The following is a 17,669-nucleotide window of genomic DNA, read 5'->3' as shown; positions in this document are numbered from 1 at the left end:
GGCGATGTTCCGTTCACTCTCGATCGTCAACTACCGCATCTGGTTCATCGGCGCACTCGTGTCGAACATCGGCACCTGGATGCAGCGCACCGCCCAAGACTGGTTCGTGCTCACCGAGCTGACCGACAACGACGCCGCGGCGGTCGGCGTCGTGCTCGCCCTGCAGTTCGGCCCCGCCCTCATCATCGGGCCGTTCGCCGGCATCATCGCCGACCGGGTGCCCGGCCGACGGCTCGTGTTCAGCACGCAGTCGGTGCAGATCGTGCTCGCCGCCATACTCGGCACCATCATGGTCACCGGCGTCGCCGAGCTGTGGATGGTCTACGTGCTGGCCGCCGCACTCGGCGTCACGACCGCGATCGAAGCCCCCGGGCGGCAGACCTTCGTGGGCGAGCTCGTCGGCAAAGAGCAGCTGCCGAACGCAGTCGCCCTCAACTCGACCTCGTTCAACGGCGCACGCCTCATCGGGCCGGGCATCGCCGGCGTGCTGATCGCACTGCTCGGTGCCGGCTGGGTCGTGCTGCTGAACGTGCTGACCTTCGCCGCCATGCTCACGGCTATCGCACTGCTGCGAGCAGAGCAGCTGCACCCCCTGCGCAAGGCGGGCAAAGAGCGCGGGCAGCTGCGCGCGGGCATCCGCTATGTGAAGGCGCGCGGCGACCTGCTCATCGTCTTCGCGATGGTGTTTCTCATCGGAACCTTCGGGTTCAACTTCGCCATCTTCACCGCCACCATGGCGGCCGTCGAGTTCGGGCGCGGAGCGACCGAGTTCGGGCTGCTGTCATCGGTGCTCGCCATCGGCTCGGTGCTGGGCGCCCTGACGACCGCGCGCAGAGAACGGCCCAGGCTGCGAGTGATCGTGCTGGCCTCATTCGGCGTCTTCGTGTCGATGGTGATCGCCGCACTCATGCCCACCTTCGAGCTCTTCGCCGTCGCCCTCGTGCCCGTCGGATACAGCGCGATGACCATGGTCACCTCGTCGAACGCCTACGTGCAGACCACCGTGCGATCGTCGATTCGCGGTCGCGTGCTCGCCCTCTATCTGACGATCTTCATGGGCGGCACCCCCCTTGGAGCACCCCTCGTCGGCCTCGTCGCGAACGGGTTCGGCCCACGATGGGCGCTCGGTGTCGGCGCTGTGGGCGGACTCGCCGCGGTCATCATCGCGCTGTCATGGATGCGGGCGACACGCAATCTGCGTGTGCGGCGTGGCTTCACCGACGACCGCTGGTGGCGCCTGCGCGTGCGCTACGACGGCGACGACTACTCGACGCGCATGCGCGACCTCGACACGGCCACGAAAGAACTCGCGATCGTCGAGGCCGAGACGCGCAAGTCTTAGGCCTCGCGCGTGATCTCGACGGTGACGAAGAGTCTCGAGCTCGACGGCCCCGCGTAGACCCCGCGCAGGGGCGGCACGTCACGGTAGTCGCGGCCTCGGCCGACGATGACATGGCGATCGTGGATGTCGATGGCGTTCGTCGGGTCATAACCCTGCCAGGCGCCGTCGAACCACTCGACCCACGCGTGCGACTCACCCGCGACCGTCTGCCCGATCTCAGCGTCGGGCACGGGGTGCAGATAGCCGCTGACGTAGCGGGCCGGAATGCCCGCGGTACGCAAGGCTCCGAGCGCGAGGTGCGTGATGTCTTGGCACACGCCACGCTTCTGCTGCCAGGCCTCGGCGGCCGTCGTGTGCACACCCGTGACGCCGGGCATGTACTCGACCTCGTCGTGGATCCAGTCGCAGATGGCACGGGCTGCAGACTCGGGGTCGGCCGACGCGCCCGCGAGTTCGCGGGCGCGCTCGGCAACCTCGGCGGGAGGCTCGGTGAGCCGGGTCTGCACCGTGTTCTCGACGTGCGACACGGTGCGTTCGACGAGCCCCGGCAGGGCATCCCAGCTCACCGTTCCCTCGGTGGAGGGGCGCGAACGCAACTCGACCAGGCAATCAGACGTCAGCGAGAGCTCGCGGTGGTGCGCCAACTGCTCGAACGCGGTGACCCGCGTGCCGAAGTAGTCGACGTAGTGGTGCTGCGATGAGGTGGGGTTGATGTCGAGGTGCGAGAACAGCACCAGCTGGCCATCACCGCTCGCGGGCAGCATGCGGGCCTCGTTGTACGACGCCGTCACCTCTCCCTCGTAGTGGAAGCCGGTGATGTGGCGCACGCGCAGACGGTTCATGACTTCTCAGCCACCCAACTCGGTGCCGCGTTGGTCGGAAAGTATCGCTGCCGCACAGCCTCGCTCGTCGCGCTCGTCGCCGTCTGCACGGCATCCATGTGGCGCTGCAGATCGTCGAGAATGTCGGCGATGGGCCGGTATTCGAGCTCGCTGCGGATCTGCCCGAGCTGCCGCAGCGCCTGATCGCCGATGCCAGCGCGGTCAGAGCGGGGCTCGATGTCGCGCAAGCACTGCTCGGCGCGAGACACGGCGAACAAGATCGAGCGCGGAAACAGCCGGTCGAGCAGCAAGAACTCGGCGGCGTTCTTCGCACTCGGCACCCCGCGGTAGGTGCGCAGGTAGGCCTCATAGGCTCCGACGCTGCGCAAGATCGTCGTCCACGAGGGGCCGCTCGCCTCGGTGAGCGACCGGGTCGCGAGCAGGCGCGCGGTCATGTCGGCGCGCTCGAGCGAGCGGCCCAAGGTGAAGAACGAGAACGCTTCGTCACGGCTCGTCGACGACTCGACGATGCCCACGGCGAGCGCCGACCGCTCGCGCACCCAGCCGAAGAACTCGTGCACCTTCTCAGGCGCGACCTTGCGGGGCATGCGGGCTCGCGTCGTGTTGAGCACCTCCCACAGCTCGGTGCTGACCACTTCGCGCGCACGGCGGGCGTTCTCGCGCGCAGCCCCGAGCGAATACGCGATCGAGGCGGGATGCGAGCGGTCGACCGCGAGAATGCTCAGCACGTCGGCACGCGTCAGCGCATGCTCGGGCTTCGCGTCGCTGCCCATGACGCTCAGCAGCGAGCGGCACGCGGTGTCTTCGTCGATCCACGGGTCTTCGAGCAGCAGCTGCAGGTGCACGTCGAGAATGCGCGCGGTGCCATCAGACCGTTCGACGTATCGGCCTATCCAGAACAGACTCTCGGCAATCCGACTCAGCATCACTCGGCCCCCCTCGAAACTGCGGGAGCGCCGTTGCTCTTCTTCACTTGCTGCTGCTGTTGCTGCTGGTCGTTGCGCGGGTCGTCGGCCGGGTTGTGGTCGGGTACGTGAGCCGCCGCGTCGTAGATGATCGGAATCGACTGCGTGACGGTGGCCTGCTCGGCGACGATGCCCTGCACGTCGTGACTGTCAGCCACCATGGGCAGCTGACCGACCACCCAGGTGTCTTTCGAGCCGCCGCCCTGACTGGAGTTGACGACGAGTTGCCCCTCGGGCAGCGCCACCCGCGTGAGCCCGCCCGGCAGCACCCACACGTCGTGCCCATCGTTGACGGCGAACGGCCGCAGGTCGGCGTGCCTCGGCCTGATGCCCTCATCGACGAGAGTGGGAATCGTCGAGAGCTGCACGACAGGTTGGGCGATCCATCCGCGCGGGTCGGCCAGCAGCCGAGACCGCAGCGTCTCGAGTTCGTCGCGGCTGGCTGCGGGGCCGACGACGAGCCCTTTGCCGCCCGAGCCGTCGACGGGCTTCACGACGAGCTCGTGCAGTCGATCGAGCACCTCCTCGAGCGATCCCGGGTCTTCGAGCCGCCAGGTGTCGACGTTCGGAATGATGGGGTCTTCGTCGAGGAAGTAGCGCATGAGGTCGGGCATATAGGTGTAGACGAGCTTGTCGTCTGCGACGCCGTTGCCCACGGCGTTGGTGATGGTGACGTTGCCCAGTCGGGCCGCGAGCATGAGCCCCGGGGTTCCGAGCATCGAGTCGGCCCTGAAGGTGAGCGGGTCGAGAAACTCGTCGTCGACGCGACGGTAGATGACGTCGACGCGCTGCGGCCCTGCGGTGGTGCGCATGAACACGCGCCCGCCCGAGCAGTAGAGGTCGCGGCCCTCGACGAGCTCGACCCCCATGAGCCGCGCGAGCAGGGTGTGCTCGAAGTACGCCGAGTTGTAGACGCCGGGCGTGAGCACGACGATGGTCGGGTCGTCGACACCGCGGGGGGCGGATGCTCGCAGAGCGTGCAGCAATTGATTCGGGTAGTCGCCCACGGGGCGCACGCGCATCGACACGAACAGTTCGGGCAGAGTCTGCGCCATCACCCGACGATTCGAGATGACGTAGCTCACGCCACTCGGCACCCTCACGTTGTCTTCGAGCACCCGCCAGATGCCGTTCTCATCGCGGATGAGGTCGATGCCCGAGACCTGGATGCGCACGCCGTTGGCGCTCTCGATTCCGGCCGCCTCGCGGTGGTAGTGGCTCGAGCTCGAGATGAGCCTGGCCGGCAGCACGCCGTCGGCGATGCACCGCTGGGCGCCGTAGATGTCGGCGAGGAAGGCCTCGAGGGCTCGCACCCGCTGCGAGACTCCGGCCTCGAGGTGACTCCACTCGGCACGGTCGATGACGCGCGGAACAGCATCCAGCGGAAACGGTCGTTCTTCGCCCGCGAAGTCGAACGTGACGCCTTGCGCGAGATAGCTCGAGGCGAGCGCCTCGGTGCGCCCGCGAAGCTCGTCGGTGCTCATCTGGGCGAGCGCCGCATGAATCTGCCGATAGGGCAGGCGCACCTCGCTGTCGGGCGCGAACATCTCATCGAAGGCGACGGCCGACCCAGAACGGGCGGCGGTCGCCGCATACCCGTCGAAAAGGTCGGCCATTGGCTCAGCCTAGTCTCGGCGTGTTGCGGCGATGTTTCGGTGCGTGCTCAGCGGGCCGCGGCGTATGCGGTGCGAATCTCACGTCGCGGGTCGGCGGGCAGGTCGGCGTGCGACTCGATCTGCCACTGCGGCCGCTCGCCGTTCAGCGCCCATGAGGCCTGCGCGGCAGCGCCGAGCGCGACATACTCGCCGGGGTGCGGCACGACGACCGGCAGGCCGAACACTTGCGCCGCGATCGCGCTCACGGCGTGGTTGCGCGCAGCGCCGCCGATGAGCAGCAGCCGCTCTGCCGGAACGCCGAGCGAGGTGATGGCGTCGAGCCCGTCGGCGAGCCCGCACAGCATGCCCTCGATGACGGCACGCGCCAGGTTCTCTCGCGTCGTGCTCGCGAGCGTCATGCCGCTGAGGGTCGCCGTCGCATCGGGAAGGTTGGGGGTGCGCTCGCCCTCGAAGTAGGGGCGCAGCACGAGCCCGCCGGCGCCGGGCTCGGCGGCGAGCGCCAACTCGGCGAGACCATCGTGATCGACGCCCAGCAGTCGAGCGCCGGCGTCGAGCACGCGCGCCGCGTTGAGCGTGGCCACGAGCGGCAGGTGGAATCCGGCGGCATCGGCGAACCCTGCGACCGTGCCGCTCGCATCAGAGACGGGATGCTCGCTCACGGCGAAGACGGTGCCACTTGTTCCGATCGACACGACGACGTCACCCGGGGCGGCCCCGAGGCCGAGCGCGGCTGCCGCATTGTCGCCCGCGCCGCCGGCGACGAGCACCCCCGCGTGCAGCGTCGACACCTCAGCGGTCTCGGCGTCGACCGTCACCGACTCGTGCGGCATGAGCACGCGCGGCAACACCACCTCGCGCGATGGTGCTGGGGTGTCGACGCCCGCGGGGCCGGCGACGCGGGCCGAACGGCCGAGGGCGCGTTCGAACACATCGAGGTCGTACTCACCGGTGAGCGCTGAGAAGTAGGCGGTGCCGCTGGCGTCAGACGCATCGGTCACGAGTTCGTCGAGCACGGGGCCGAGCGGGCTCTCGTCGCTCGGGCCGTAGCCGCGCAGGCGCCAGGTCAGCCAGTCGTGGGGCAGCGCGACGGCCGCGATGCGCGCCGCATTGTCTGGCTCGTGGTCGCGCACCCAGCGCAGCTTGGTCGCGGTGAACGAGGCCACCGGCACGACGCCGGTGCGGCGCGCATACTCGTCGGCACCCACTTCGGCGATGAGGTCGGCGGCCGCTCCGGCCGAGCGGGTGTCGTTCCAGAGCAGGGCGTCGCGCACGACGCGCCCCTCGGTGTCGAGGGCGACGAGCCCGTGCTGCTGACCGCCGATCGAGATCGCGGCGACATCGTCGAGCCCGCCCGCCTCGTCGACGGCCGTGACGAGTGCGCTCCACCACGCGGCGGGGTCGACTTCGGTGCCGTCGGGGTGCCCCGCTCGCCCTTCGCGCACGATCGAGCCCGTCGCTGCGTCGACGATGAGCACTTTGCAGCTCTGCGTCGACGAGTCGACGCCCGCGACGAGGCGCATCGCTATCGAGCGCCCATGAGGTGCTCGGTGGCGAGCTGCTGCAGCTTCACGAAGCCGAAGCCCTTGCCGTTGAAGTATGCGCCCGCGTCGAACGACTCGTAGGCGCTCTCATCGGCGAGCAGGTCGTCGACCGACTCGCCCGCGGCGAGTGTCGGCTCGGTGAGTTCGGCCACGCGCGCGTCGGCGAGCGCCTGCTGCACCTCGGGGTCGGCGCGGAACGCCGCCGCGCGCTCTTTCAGCAAGAGATAGGTGCGCATATTGGCCGCAGCCGACTGCCACACGCCGTTCTCGTCTTCGGTGCGCGAAGGCTTGTAGTCGAAGTGGCGAGGGCCGTCATACGCACGACCGCCGTTCGGTCCGCCGTTCTCGAGCAGGTCGACCAACGAGAAGGCGTTGTGCAGATCGCCGTGGCCGAAGACGAGGTCTTGGTCGTACTTGATGCCGCGCTGGCCGTTCAAGTCGATGTGGAAGAGCTTGCCCGCTTCGAGCGCCTGGGCGATGCCGGCGGTGAAGTTGAGGCCCGCCATCTGCTCGTGACCCACCTCGGGGTTGAGGCCGACGAGTTCGGGGTGCTCGAGCGTCTCGATGAAGGCCATCGCGTGGCCGAGCGTCGGCAGCAGAATGTCGCCGCGGGGCTCGTTCGGCTTGGGCTCGATCGCGAACCGAATGCCGTACCCCTTGTCGGTGACGTACTGGGTGAGCAGGTTGACGGCCTCGCGGTAGCGCTCGATCGCCGCGCCGACGTTCTTCGCCGAGTCGTACTCGGCGCCTTCACGGCCGCCCCACATGACGAAGGTGTGGGCGCCGAGCTCGGCTGCGAGGTCGAGGTTGCGCAGCACTTTGCGCAGCGCGAAGCGCCGCACAGCGCGGTCGTTCGACGTGAAGCCGCCGTCTTTGAAGACGGGGGCGCTGAAGAGGTTGGTGGTGATCATGGGCACCTTGACGCCGGTGGCGTTCGACGCTTCGATGAGGCGGTCGATCTGCTTGCGCCGATCGGCGTCGCTCGAGCCGAAGGCGAACAGGTCGTCGTCGTGGAGCGTGAGCCCGTAGGCGCCGAGCTCGGCGAGCTTCTCGACGACGTGCACGACATCGAGGGGTGCGCGGGTGGGCCCGCCGAAGGGGTCGGCGCCGTTGTAGCCGATCGTCCAGAGGCCGAACGTGAACAGATCTGCGGGCGTGGGCTTCAGTGCCATGAGAGAGTCTCCTCGGTGCGCCTCCGCGTCACTGCGGTGGGCGGGAACGTATTTGTTGGTTGACACAACCTATCACGTGGGCGACCATGGGCACCAGACTGAGATCGTGAGAATCAGAGAGCGAGAAGCAATGGATGCGGGCGCGGTTCGACGCCGAAACCTCTCTGCCGTGCTCGACATCGTGCACCGCCACGGAGGGGTCACCCGGGCCGACCTCACGCGCGCTCTCGGGCTCAACCGCTCGACGATCGGCGACCTCGTGTCTGTGCTCGCCGAGCACGGCTGGGTCGACGAGCGCGACGATGTTCCGCGCTCTGGCGTGGGCCGGCCGAGCCCGCGGGTCGCGCCTCGCGACGATCGTGTCGTCGCCGCGATCAACCCCGAACTCGACGCGATCGACGTGGCCCTCGTCTCGCTCGGCGGCTCGATCATCGCTCGTCGGCGGGTGCCCGTCGACTCGGTGCCGACCGTTGCCGAGACCGTGGCCCTGACAGCGCAGACCGTGCGAGAGCTGACGGTCGAGCACCAGGGTGTGACGGTGCTGGCAGCCGGCGTCGCGGTGCCAGGGCTGGTGCGTCGACGCGACGGCCACGTGCGCCTCGCGCCGCACCTGGGCTGGCGTGAAGAGCCACTGGCCGCCCTGCTCGCCGAATCGCTCGGCATGCCGGTGGCCGCGGCGAACGACGCGCACCTCGGGTGCCGCGCCGAGCAGACCTTCGGCGCCGGAGTCGGCAGCCGCGCGCTGCTCTACCTGAACGGCGGGCCGAGCGGCATCGGCGGAGGCCTCGTCGTCGATGGTCGGCCCATGGATGGCGCCGCGGGATACGCCGGTGAGATCGGCCACCTCGGCATCGACCCGGTGGGGCCGCCGTGCGCGTGCGGGGCGCGGGGCTGCCTCGAAGTGCTCGTCTCACGTGAGGCGCTCGTCTCTGCGGTGGATCTCAGCCACCCAGACGACGACGCACTCGAGCTCGCACTCGTCGCGGCGATCGAGGCCGAGGCCGAGACCGGCCCCGTGCACTCAGAAGTCGCACGACAACTGCAGTGGCTCGCCATCGCCCTTCGCGGTGCCGTGAACCTGCTCAACCCCGAGCGCATCGTGCTCGGCGGCCACCTCGCTGCGCTCTGGCGCGCGGCGAGTGCTGCTCAGCGATCGTCGCTGCTCACGAGCGCGCTGCCGGCGAGTGCCGCAGATGTGCGCATCGAACCCGCCGCCCTGGGCTCTCACCGACTGCTCATCGGGGCCGCCGAGTTGGCGTGGGATGGCCTCATCGCCGACCCTCTCGACTCGATCGCTCCGTCAGCGGCACCAGCACCGTAACTTTCGGCGATAGAGTTCGAAACATGTCGACAACCGCAGAGGGCACCGAGACGCGCGTCACCCTCGCCGACGTCGCCGCTGAGGCCGGCGTCTCGCTCGCGACCATCTCGAAGGTGCTCAACGGCCGCCCCGACGTGTCACCTCCGACTCGAGCTCGCGTCGAGCAGCTGCTCGCCCACCACGGCTATCAGCGACGCAACGGTGCAACATCGACCAAGGCCGAGCTTCTCGAGCTCGTCTTCCACGAGCTCGACCGCATCTGGTCGATGGAGCTCATCGACGGCGTCGAGAAGGTCGCGAAAGACAACGGCCTCAGTCTCGTGCTCACCGTCACCGGCGATCGTCACTCTCCGGGCAGCGAGTGGCTCGACGGCGTGTTGCGCCGGCGACCCGCAGGCGTCGTGCTGGTCTTCTCAGACCTGCCGCCAGACCTGCGTGAGCGCCTGCGGTCGCGCGCGATCCCCTTCGTCATCGTCGACCCCGCCGGCGACCCGTCGCCCGATGTTCCCTCGGTCGGCTCGGCGAACTGGTCAGGCGGCCTCGCCGCGACCAGGCATCTCATCGAGCTCGGCCACCGGCGCATCGCCGCCATCACCGGCCCGGCCGACATGATGTGCTCGCTCGCCCGCCTTGACGGCTACCGCTCGGCCATGAACTCGGCCGGCCTGCCCGTCGAGGCCGAGTGGGTGCGCTTCGGCGACTTCCATGTCGAAGGCGGGCGCCGCGAGGCGATGCAGCTGCTCGACCGCCCCGATCGCCCGACCGCGATCTTCGCCGGCAGCGACCTGCAGGCGCTCGGCACGCTCGAGGCGGCGCGGGCGCTCGGCCTCAGCGTGCCGCACGATCTGTCGATCGTCGGGTACGACGACATTCCGCTCAGCCGATGGGTGAGCCCCCGGTTGACGACCGTGCACCAGCCGCTGCGGCAGATGGGCGTCGAGGCCGCGAAGCTCGTGCTCGCCGCCCGCACCGACGACGCGTCGGCGAGCTCGCCGCGCATCGACCTCGCCACGAGTCTCGTCGTGCGCGATTCGACGGCGCCGCCCGCCGACTAGGGCCCGGCGAGCGCGACGACTGATGCCGAGCTGCCGCGAGGCAGCGCGAGCTCGCCCCGGGCATCCATCATCGACAGTCTGTAGTCGCCTGCGAATCCTTCGATGCGGATGCGACCGGCATCATCGGTGCGCATCTCACGCGGAGACAGCCACCATTCGTCGCGGATGAGTCGCGCGAGCGCGTCATAGCCGGGCTTGCGGCTGCCGTCAGCGCGCACGAGACCGACGGGTGCGCCCAGCCAGGCTCCGCGGTCGGTGATGCCCCAGTAGGTGATCGACTCGACGGCAGGGTGGCCGACGAGCATGCGGTAGTGCTGCTTGAGCTCGTGCGCCTGGCGCTCTTCGCCCTCAGCCGTCGATGGCCACTCGGCGGGCGTGTAGTCGTTGAGATCGACGATGTCGGGCGGCATCAGGTCGCCCGACAGAATCGTGGTCTCGGTGAAGTGAACGGGCAGGCCGAGGCGCCCAAAGCGATCGGCGATGTCGAGCAGCTGCTCGCCTCGAAACCCCTGGTGCATGTGCGTCTGCACACCGATGGCGTCGAGGTGCACGCCCGCGTCGAGCACCTCGGCGATGAGCCGCTCATAGTCGGCTGAGAGGTCGAAGTCATTGAGCAGCACCCGCACTGTCGCGTCTGCAGATCGGGCTTCGTCGACAGCGAGCCGCACCATCTCGACGCGCCCCAGGGTGCGCGCGAGCCGACTGATCGCGTTGGGCACGCCGTCGGGCTCGTTGACGAAGTCGGGCATGATGACGACCTCGTTGATGGCGTCCCACTCGTCGATGAGCCCCGCGAAGTCGGCGGCCTCACGACGCACCCTCTCGCGCACGAGGCGCTCGACCTCGTGCGTGGGCAACGAGTCGAGCCAGGCAGCTTTGACGGTGTGCCAGACCAGGGGGTGGCCCTTGACTCGCACCTTGCGGTCGCGAAACCATCGGGCGGCCTGCTGCAGGCGCGCCGTGTCGGGCTTGCCGCGCTGCGGCTCGAAGTCTCCCCAATAGAACGGCAGCACGGCCAGGGTGAAGAGCTCGAGCCAGTCGTCGGCGAGGCGGCTCTCATCGGCCGTGCCATTCGCGTGGTCGATGAGATCGAAGCCGATGCAGCCGAACGCGAAGTCGTGCCTCGTCTGCTCGACGACCAGCTCGGCATGCGGCTGCGCGGCTCCGTGCTCGTCGATGACGGTCACTTCGGCCGACGCGCGCCGGTGCGCGTATGGGTCGCTCATGAGCCCGCGGTCACCTCGAACCGCGCGTGCACCGCTCGGTCGGCTCCGAGTTCGCGCACGGCTCCGACGACGCGCACGCGATGCACGAGGGGAATGTCGGCGCTCGAGCGCCCGAAGCCGAGTTCGAGGTCGCCCGGCTCGACGATGCGTCGCCCGTCGCGCCCGGTGAAACCAGCCAGGTCGATCGGCACGGTCACCGCCACGCGAACGCTCTCGCCCGCGGCGACAGCGACCCGGCGGTAGCCGATGAGCCGTTGCACGGGCCGCACGACCGAGGCGACGGGGTCGTGCAGGTAGAGCTGCACGACCTCGATGGCGTCGCGATCGCTGCTGTTCACGAGCCGCAGCGACAGCACCGCTTCGCCGTCGATGGCCACCTCGGTGTCGGGGCTCTCGAGATCTGTCCACACCACGTCGGCATAGCCGAGCCCGTGGCCGAAGGCGAAGGCCGCAGTGGGGTCGATGTTCGACACGCCGCTCTTGCGGGCGAGCGGCGCCGCGAGATACGTCGACGGCTGCACTCCGCGATGCACCGGGATGCTCACCGGCAGTCGACCCGAAGGCTCGACCCGCCCGCTCAGCACTCCGGCGATCGCGCCGGCGCCCTCTTCACCGGGGAAGAAGGTCTGGATGATTGCCGCCGCCTTCTCGGGTGCATCGCCGAGGGCGTATGGCCGACCAGACAGCAAGATGAGCACGGTGGGGGTCGGGGTGTCGAGCACGGCGTCGAGCAGCTGCTGCTGCGCGCCGGGCAGCGCGAGGTCTTCAGCATCGCAGCCCTCGCCGCTCGTGCCTCGGCCGAAGAGTCCGGCGCGGTCGCCGAGCACGACGATCGCCACGTCGGCCGACCGCGCGGCGTCGACCGCCTGCGCGATGCCCTCCGTCGCGCCGTCGTCGATGCCCGTGCCCACCACATGAGTGACGTGAGCGGAGGCGAATTCGGCCTGCACGGCATCGAGCACCGTCGCGATGTCGATGCCCATCTCGACCCCGGGGTGCTGGGTGACGACGTGGGTCGGAAACGAGTAGCACCCGAGCATCGAATACGGCTCGGCCGCGTTCGGGCCGATGACCGCGACGCGCGCGGGAGCAGCGAGCGGCAGCAGCCCGTCGTTGCTGACGAGCACCACCGCCTGCTCGGCCAGCTCGCGGGCGAGTCGCCTGTTCTCGGCCGAGTCGAGGTCGATCGTGCCGCGCACCGATTCGCCGTCGAGCGCGCTGTGGTCGCGCAATGCGAGCGGCACGGGGTCGTAGTCTGCGTCGAGCAGCCCCAGTTCGAGCTTCTGCCGCAGCACGCGCGTCACCGCTGTGTCGATGAGCGACTCGGCGATGATCCCTTCGTCGACGGCTCGCCGCAGCGGCTCGCCGAAGGTCTTGACCGTCGGCAGCTCGACATCGATGCCCGCCTCGAGGGCGCCGCGCGCAGCGTCGGCCCAGTTGTCTGCCGTGCCGTGCAGCAGCTTGAGAAAGGCGATCGCGAAGTAGTCGGCGACGACGGTGCCGGTGAAGCCCCACTCGTCGCGCAGCAGTTCGGTGAGCAGGCTGCGGTCTGCGGCACTCGGAACCCCATCGAGGTCGGTGTACGAGTTCATCACGCTGCGAGCACCACCCTCGCGCACGGCCATCTCGAACGGTGGCAGGAGCACGTCGGCGAGCTCGCGCGGCCCCACCGAGACGGGGGCGAGGTTGCGCCCGGCTCGTGACGCCGAGTAGCCCACGAAGTGCTTGAGCGTGGCGACGATGCCGGCGGCCTCGAGCCCGCGAACGTAGGCGCTGCCGACGGTGGCGACGAGATAGGGGTCTTCGCCGATCGTCTCTTCGACGCGTCCCCATCGAGCATCCCGAACCACATCGAGCACGGGCGCGAGGCCCTGATGCACACCGACCGACCGCATGTCGTCACCGATGCGGTGCGACATCTGCTCGACCAGTTCGGGGTTGAACGTGGCGCCCCACGACAGCGGAACCGGGTAGGCCGTCGCACCCCAGGCGGCGAACCCGGCGAGGCACTCTTCGTGAGCGACAGCGGGTATGCCGAAACGGCTCTCGCCGATGATGCGACGCTGGGTCGTGAGCAGCGAGAGCGCCGCGAGCCCAGCATCCACCGGCACCGTTCCGAACGGCCGGGTGAGCTGACCCAGACCGAGGGGCAGCAGCTCGTCGAAGTCGACGACGTCGACCAGGTCGTGCTGGTGCGGGGCCACATCGCCCCCGTCGGCACCGGCGCCGACCCAGACGCCGTACAGCTGGGCGATCTTCTCGGCGGTCGACATCGCACCGACGAGCGCCTCGACGCGTTCGTGCGCAGGAGCCGTGGCGTCGCTCCACAGGCCCACGACGGCCGCAGTCTTGTTGCTCATGCGCGCCTCAGCCCTTGACCGCGCCGGTGAGACCGCCGACGATGCGCTTCTCGGCGAACAAGAAGAACGCGATCGCCGGCACCATCGAGAGCGAGGTGTAGGCGAGCACCGCACCGGTGTTCTGCGAGTACTGCGTCGAGAACTGCTGCACCCCGAGTGGCAGGGTCCAGAGATCTTGCGGCATGCCTCCGGCCGCCATGACGAGCAGCGGCAGCAGGTACGCGTTCCAGCTGTTGACGAAGGCCAGCACGCCGACCGTGACCAGCCCGGGGCCAGACAGTGGCAGCACGATGCGCCAGAAGAATCCGACTCGCGTGGCGCCGTCGATGACCGCTGCTTCTTCGAGCTCGGCCGGAATCGCGCGCAAGAACGGCACGAGAATGATGATCGTGACGGGCAAGGCGAACGCCACCTGCGGAATGATCAGGCCGACGAACGAACCCTGCAGCCCCAGATCACGCAGCAGCACGCTGAGCGGCAGCGCGGCGACCGTGACGGGAAACATCAGGCCGGCGGCGAACAGCGCATACAGCCCTCCGCGGCCCCAGAACGTGTAGCGCGCGATGACGAATGCCGCCATGACCCCGAGAATGACGACGCCTGCGGTGGTGCCCACGGCCACGACGGTCGACGAGAACACCGAGCCCCAGAATCGGGTCGACGTGAGCACGGTGACGTAGCTGTCGATCGACCACGGGGTCGGCCATCCCGCAGGGTTCGCGTTGATGTCTGCGGTGGTTCTGAAGCCGCCGATCCAGATGTAGGCGACGGGGCCGACCGAGATGACGACCACGAAGAGTGCCACGAGGTAGACCCAGGGCTGACTCCAGTCGAACGCCTTCTGGCGCTTGTAGCTCGTCGTGACGGTCATCAGCGCACCCCCGTCGTCATCGAGCCGGCGAGGTCTCGCCGCATCGCGAAGCGCTGATAGACGAGCGCCACGGCCAGTGAGATGACGAACAGGATGACGGCGATGGCGCTGCCGTAGCCGTACTGCCCCTGCCCGTACTGAATCATGTAGACCGCCATGGTGTTGGTGGCGCCGACCGGGCCGCCCTTCGTCGTCACCCAGACCATGTCGAACAGCTGCAGTGAGCCGATCATCGACAAGAAGACCCAGATGCGAATGGTCGGGCCGAGCAGGGGCAGCGTGATGCGTGTCTGGATCTGCCACCAGTTGGCGCCGTCGATGGCCGCAGCTTCATGGAGTTCTTCGGGTACTCCTTGAAGCCCGGCCAGCATGAGCAAGATTGCGAAGCCCAGATATTTCCAGGTCAGGATGCTGAACATCACCCAGAGCGCGATGTCGGGGTTCGCCAGCCACGGTTGCGTGAGGTCGCCCAGGCCCATGGCCTCGAGGAGGGCGTTGACACCGCCTCGGGGTGAGAGCAGCAGCTTCCAGGAGAGCCCGGCGATGACTTCGGCGAGCACGTAGGGAACGAAGATGAGGGCGCGGATCACCGCGCGGCCGGGAAGCTTGCGGTTGAGCAGGAGGGCGATCGAGATCGCGAGTGGCCCCTGAATGAGGATCGAGGCGATGAGGATGGTGAAGTTGTTGCCGATCGCGCGCAAGAAGAGCGGGTCGCTCAGCGCGCGCACATAGTTGTCGATGCCGATGAAGCGCTCGAGCGGGCCGAGCGCGTTCCAGTTGTAGAGGCTGTAGACCGCGGCGAGCGCGACGGGAACGATCACGAACATGATGAACACGATCAGGGCAGGCCCGGCGAAGAGCCCGATCTCGAGCCACTTTCGCCCGGTGCCCGTCGTGCGTGGACGACGCGAGGTGGGGGCAGGGCCCGCGGTGACCGCGGGCCCTGCCTGGAGTGAGGTTGTCATCTATCAGCTACAGCGCTGCGGCCGTGTCTTTCAGTGCCTTGACGACGTCTTCGGGCGTACCCACGCCACCGAAGATGTTGACGATGGCCTGGTTGAGCGGGTTGCCGAACTCCGGGCCGAGCGCGCTGTCGAGCCAGAGCTGCACGAACGACGACCCGGCGAGACCGTCGGCGATCTGCCGCAGGTTCTCGTCTTCGAGGCTGTCTGCTGCCGCAGGGTGGGCGGCGATGCCGGCACCGGTCGCCGCGAAGCGCTGCTGCACCTCGGCGCTGTGGATGTACTTCAGCAGTTCGACGGCGATGTCGGGAGCGTTGGCGCTCACGCCGAAGCCGTCGCCTCCACCCATCGTCACCGTCGGGTCACCGGCTCCGCCGGGCACGCTCGGGAAGGGGAACCAGCCGAGCCACGGCGGCACCTCGGCGTCGGCGGTCAGCGAGCCGATGACGCCCGAGTTCCACGGCCCCATGAACTCCATGGCCGCGTTGCCGTTGGCGACGAGTCCGGCCGAGCTGTCGGCGCCGGTCTGAGCGGGCGTCGCCAAGAAGCCGTCGTTGAACGGCTCGGTCTCGAGGAACGCCTCGAGGTTCTCGCCTGCCTGGATCCAGCACGGGTCGTCGAAGTCGCGAGCGGGGATCGCCTGCTGCAGCACCGAGGTCGAGCACGCGTTCAACGCGAACTGGTACCACCAGTGGCCTGCCGGCCAGAGGTCGCCCGCGCCGACGGCGATGGGTGCGACACCGATCGCCTTGAGCGCTGCCGCGGCATCTTCGAGCTCGTCGAGCGTCGAGGGGGGTGATGAGATTCCTGCTTGCTCGAACAGTTCGGTGTTGTACCAGATGCCCGTGATGCCGAACGAGAAGGGCATGGCGTACTGCACTCCATCGACCTCCCACGGCTTCACCGATCCGCCGTACTCGGCGATGAGGTCGGCCGCGACCGCACTCAGGTCTTTGAGGTAGCCCGCTTCGGCCTGCGCGCGAACTTCGCCGCCTGGCCACACCTGGAAGATGTCGGGGGCGTCGCCCGATTGCAGGGCGTTCGGAATCAGGGTGCGCTGCAGGTCTTCGTTCTGGTAGCCGGTCACTTCGACGGTGACACCGGGGTTGGCTGCTTCGAACTCGGCCGCGACATCGGCCCAGAGGCCTTGCAGCGGGTCAGAGGTGGCGTTGTGCCACCAGCGGATGGTGACGTCGCCCTCCGACGCAGAGTCGTCGGTGGGCGCACATGCTGCGAGTGCTCCGACGGTGAGGCTGGCGACGGCGAGTGCCGCCCAGCGACTCGGTGCTCGTCTGTTCATCATTGAACCTCTCGAAAGTTTCGACAACATTGCCGAAAGTGATCTGGACGCTCTGAATATACGTCGGGTCGTATTCGCTGTCAACAACAACATATTGCGATGCGGTCACGCCCGCTCCGCCCCTCAGCGGGCGAGCTGCTCCTCGAAGTGCTCGACATCGGCGCGGTGGCACAGTTCGGTGGCCTCAGTGGTCGACGTCGCCGCCCCTGCCGCGATGCCCGCCCTGAAGGCGCTGTCGAGGTCTCGACCCTGGGCAAGTCGCAAGACCAGCGCCGCCAGAAAACTGTCTCCGGCCCCCACCGTCGAGCGCACGGTGATCGGCACGGTCGGCACGTGCACCGCCCTCTCAGAGGTCACGAGCACGGCACCGTCACCGCCGAGCGTCAGCGCCACGACCTCGGTCTTCTGCTCGGCAACCAGCTGCCGGGCAGCCTCGGTCTTCTCGTCGATCGTCGACACGGGCGAGCCGACGAGCTCACCCAGCTCACGGCCCGAGGGCTTGACCATGTACACGCCCTCGTCGAGCGCAGCAGCGAGCGCGGCTCCCGATGCGTCGACGATGCAGCGCACGCCCAGCTCTCGCGCTCGCCGGGCCACCCGTGCATAGAGGTCGTCTGGCACACCGGGTGCGAGCGACCCGCTCGGCACGACATAGCCGCCCCAGTGCATTGCCGCCTCGGTCGCGGTCAGGCAGCGCTGCCACTCGTCGTCGCTGAGCGTGGGGCCCTGCAAGACGAAACGAAACTGCTTTCCCGTCGACGTCTCATCGATCGTCAGGTTCTCGCGCGTGCTGCCCTCGATGGCCACCGCCCTGCCGATGATGCCCTCTGCCTCGAGCAGCTGGCGGTATGCCTGGCCGGTGGCGCCGCCCACCGCATAGATCGCCGTCGAACTGCCGCCGAGCCTCTCGATGACTCGACTGACGTTGACTCCCCCGCCCCCCGGGTCGACGCGGCTCGGGCCGCATCTCATCTTGTGCTCGGGCCGCACGGTGACGGTGCTCGTGCTCACGTCGAGCGCAGGGTTGATCGTCAGCGTGACGATGGGGGCGGGTCGTGGCGTGGGGTCGACCATGGGTTCAGCCTACGAGGCTCGC

14 protein-coding genes are annotated in these 17,669 nt (G+C 68.6%); 3 read left to right on the top strand and 11 right to left on the bottom strand.

Features of this window, described 5'->3' with window-relative positions:
* Positions 1-4: 4 nt before the first annotated feature.
* Positions 5-1,342: an MFS transporter gene (locus KIT89_RS10875; protein WP_297601470.1), complete on the top strand. Its 1,338-nt coding sequence runs from the start codon at positions 5-7 to the stop codon at positions 1,340-1,342.
* Here KIT89_RS10875 and KIT89_RS10870 read toward each other — a convergent pair.
* From KIT89_RS10870 to xylA, 5 genes are read right to left on the bottom strand one after another with little or no spacing between them, the layout of a single operon-like run.
* A complete protein-coding gene (locus KIT89_RS10870) occupies positions 1,339-2,184 on the bottom strand; it encodes a transglutaminase family protein (protein ID WP_297601467.1) in 846 nt (281 codons plus the stop codon). The two genes, KIT89_RS10875 and KIT89_RS10870, sit on opposite strands and share 4 nt — an antisense overlap.
* Positions 2,181-3,110, bottom strand: coding sequence for an alpha-E domain-containing protein (locus KIT89_RS10865; RefSeq protein ID WP_297601465.1), 930 nt, complete (start codon positions 3,108-3,110; stop codon positions 2,181-2,183). Before KIT89_RS10865 ends, KIT89_RS10870 begins: the two co-directional genes overlap by 4 nt.
* On the bottom strand, positions 3,110-4,765 hold the full coding sequence (locus tag KIT89_RS10860) for a circularly permuted type 2 ATP-grasp protein (RefSeq protein ID WP_297601463.1): 1,656 nt from the start codon (positions 4,763-4,765) through the stop codon (positions 3,110-3,112). The genes KIT89_RS10865 and KIT89_RS10860 overlap by 1 nt, the downstream gene beginning before the upstream one ends.
* A 47-nt stretch (positions 4,766-4,812) precedes the next feature.
* Positions 4,813-6,285 (bottom strand): xylulokinase, encoded by a 1,473-nt coding sequence (gene xylB / locus KIT89_RS10855; protein ID WP_297601462.1) that lies wholly within the window; start codon positions 6,283-6,285, stop codon positions 4,813-4,815.
* A 2-nt stretch (positions 6,286-6,287) separates the two neighbouring features.
* The gene (gene xylA, locus KIT89_RS10850; RefSeq protein ID WP_297601460.1) at positions 6,288-7,478 is read right to left on the bottom strand and encodes a xylose isomerase; all 1,191 of its coding nucleotides are present in this window, start codon (positions 7,476-7,478) and stop codon (positions 6,288-6,290) included.
* Between the two features lie 106 nt (positions 7,479-7,584).
* Between xylA and KIT89_RS10845 the strand changes: the two genes are divergently transcribed.
* Together KIT89_RS10845 and KIT89_RS10840 are read left to right on the top strand one after the other, a co-directional pair.
* Entirely contained in the window at positions 7,585-8,799 is a 1,215-nt protein-coding gene (locus tag KIT89_RS10845; protein ID WP_297601458.1) for an ROK family transcriptional regulator, read from the top strand.
* Positions 8,800-8,822: 23 nt separating this feature from the next.
* Positions 8,823-9,854, top strand: a complete 1,032-nt coding sequence (locus tag KIT89_RS10840; protein WP_297601455.1) for a LacI family DNA-binding transcriptional regulator — start codon at positions 8,823-8,825, stop codon at positions 9,852-9,854.
* Here the strand turns inward: KIT89_RS10840 and KIT89_RS10835 are convergent.
* The 6 genes from KIT89_RS10835 to KIT89_RS10810 all read right to left on the bottom strand — a co-directional run bounded on the left by KIT89_RS10835 (position 9,851) and on the right by KIT89_RS10810 (position 17,647).
* On the bottom strand, positions 9,851-11,080 hold the full coding sequence (locus tag KIT89_RS10835) for an endo-1,4-beta-xylanase (protein WP_297601452.1): 1,230 nt from the start codon (positions 11,078-11,080) through the stop codon (positions 9,851-9,853). The genes KIT89_RS10840 and KIT89_RS10835 overlap by 4 nt on opposite strands.
* Positions 11,077-13,440: a glycoside hydrolase family 3 N-terminal domain-containing protein gene (locus tag KIT89_RS10830; protein ID WP_297601449.1), complete on the bottom strand. Its 2,364-nt coding sequence runs from the start codon at positions 13,438-13,440 to the stop codon at positions 11,077-11,079. The genes KIT89_RS10835 and KIT89_RS10830 overlap by 4 nt, the downstream gene beginning before the upstream one ends.
* 7 nt (positions 13,441-13,447) lie before the next feature.
* Positions 13,448-14,311 (bottom strand): carbohydrate ABC transporter permease, encoded by an 864-nt coding sequence (locus KIT89_RS10825; RefSeq protein ID WP_297601447.1) that lies wholly within the window; start codon positions 14,309-14,311, stop codon positions 13,448-13,450.
* Entirely contained in the window at positions 14,311-15,276 is a 966-nt protein-coding gene (locus KIT89_RS10820; protein WP_297601444.1) for a carbohydrate ABC transporter permease, read from the bottom strand. Before KIT89_RS10820 ends, KIT89_RS10825 begins: the two co-directional genes overlap by 1 nt.
* A 7-nt stretch (positions 15,277-15,283) precedes the next feature.
* The gene (locus KIT89_RS10815) at positions 15,284-16,576 is read right to left on the bottom strand and encodes an ABC transporter substrate-binding protein (RefSeq protein WP_297601441.1); all 1,293 of its coding nucleotides are present in this window, start codon (positions 16,574-16,576) and stop codon (positions 15,284-15,286) included.
* Positions 16,577-16,696: 120 nt separating this feature from the next.
* On the bottom strand, positions 16,697-17,647 hold the full coding sequence (locus tag KIT89_RS10810) for a 1-phosphofructokinase family hexose kinase (RefSeq protein WP_297601438.1): 951 nt from the start codon (positions 17,645-17,647) through the stop codon (positions 16,697-16,699).
* Positions 17,648-17,669 lie beyond the last annotated feature (22 nt).

It is taken from the genome of Microcella sp., assembly GCF_025808395.1.
GTDB lineage: Bacteria > Actinomycetota > Actinomycetes > Actinomycetales > Microbacteriaceae > Microcella.
The sequence above is the reverse complement of the archived record's forward strand: the minus strand, read 5'-3'. Positions and strand labels throughout refer to the sequence as shown.

Bases quoted from the DNA above. Each gene is read 5' to 3' on its own strand.
- KIT89_RS10875 (WP_297601470.1), top strand. From the start codon at position 5: ATGTTCCGTTCACTCTCGATCGTCAACTACCGCATCTGGTTCATCGGC.
- KIT89_RS10870 (WP_297601467.1), bottom strand. From the start codon at position 2,184: ATGAACCGTCTGCGCGTGCGCCACATCACCGGCTTCCACTACGAGGGA.
- KIT89_RS10865 (WP_297601465.1), bottom strand. From the start codon at position 3,110: ATGCTGAGTCGGATTGCCGAGAGTCTGTTCTGGATAGGCCGATACGTC.
- KIT89_RS10860 (WP_297601463.1), bottom strand. From the start codon at position 4,765: ATGGCCGACCTTTTCGACGGGTATGCGGCGACCGCCGCCCGTTCTGGG.
- xylB (WP_297601462.1), bottom strand. From the start codon at position 6,285: ATGCGCCTCGTCGCGGGCGTCGACTCGTCGACGCAGAGCTGCAAAGTG.
- xylA (WP_297601460.1), bottom strand. From the start codon at position 7,478: ATGGCACTGAAGCCCACGCCCGCAGATCTGTTCACGTTCGGCCTCTGG.
- KIT89_RS10840 (WP_297601455.1), top strand. From the start codon at position 8,823: ATGTCGACAACCGCAGAGGGCACCGAGACGCGCGTCACCCTCGCCGAC.
- KIT89_RS10835 (WP_297601452.1), bottom strand. From the start codon at position 11,080: ATGAGCGACCCATACGCGCACCGGCGCGCGTCGGCCGAAGTGACCGTC.
- KIT89_RS10830 (WP_297601449.1), bottom strand. From the start codon at position 13,440: ATGAGCAACAAGACTGCGGCCGTCGTGGGCCTGTGGAGCGACGCCACG.
- KIT89_RS10825 (WP_297601447.1), bottom strand. From the start codon at position 14,311: ATGACCGTCACGACGAGCTACAAGCGCCAGAAGGCGTTCGACTGGAGT.
- KIT89_RS10820 (WP_297601444.1), bottom strand. From the start codon at position 15,276: ATGACAACCTCACTCCAGGCAGGGCCCGCGGTCACCGCGGGCCCTGCC.
- KIT89_RS10815 (WP_297601441.1), bottom strand. From the start codon at position 16,576: ATGATGAACAGACGAGCACCGAGTCGCTGGGCGGCACTCGCCGTCGCC.
- KIT89_RS10810 (WP_297601438.1), bottom strand. From the start codon at position 17,647: ATGGTCGACCCCACGCCACGACCCGCCCCCATCGTCACGCTGACGATC.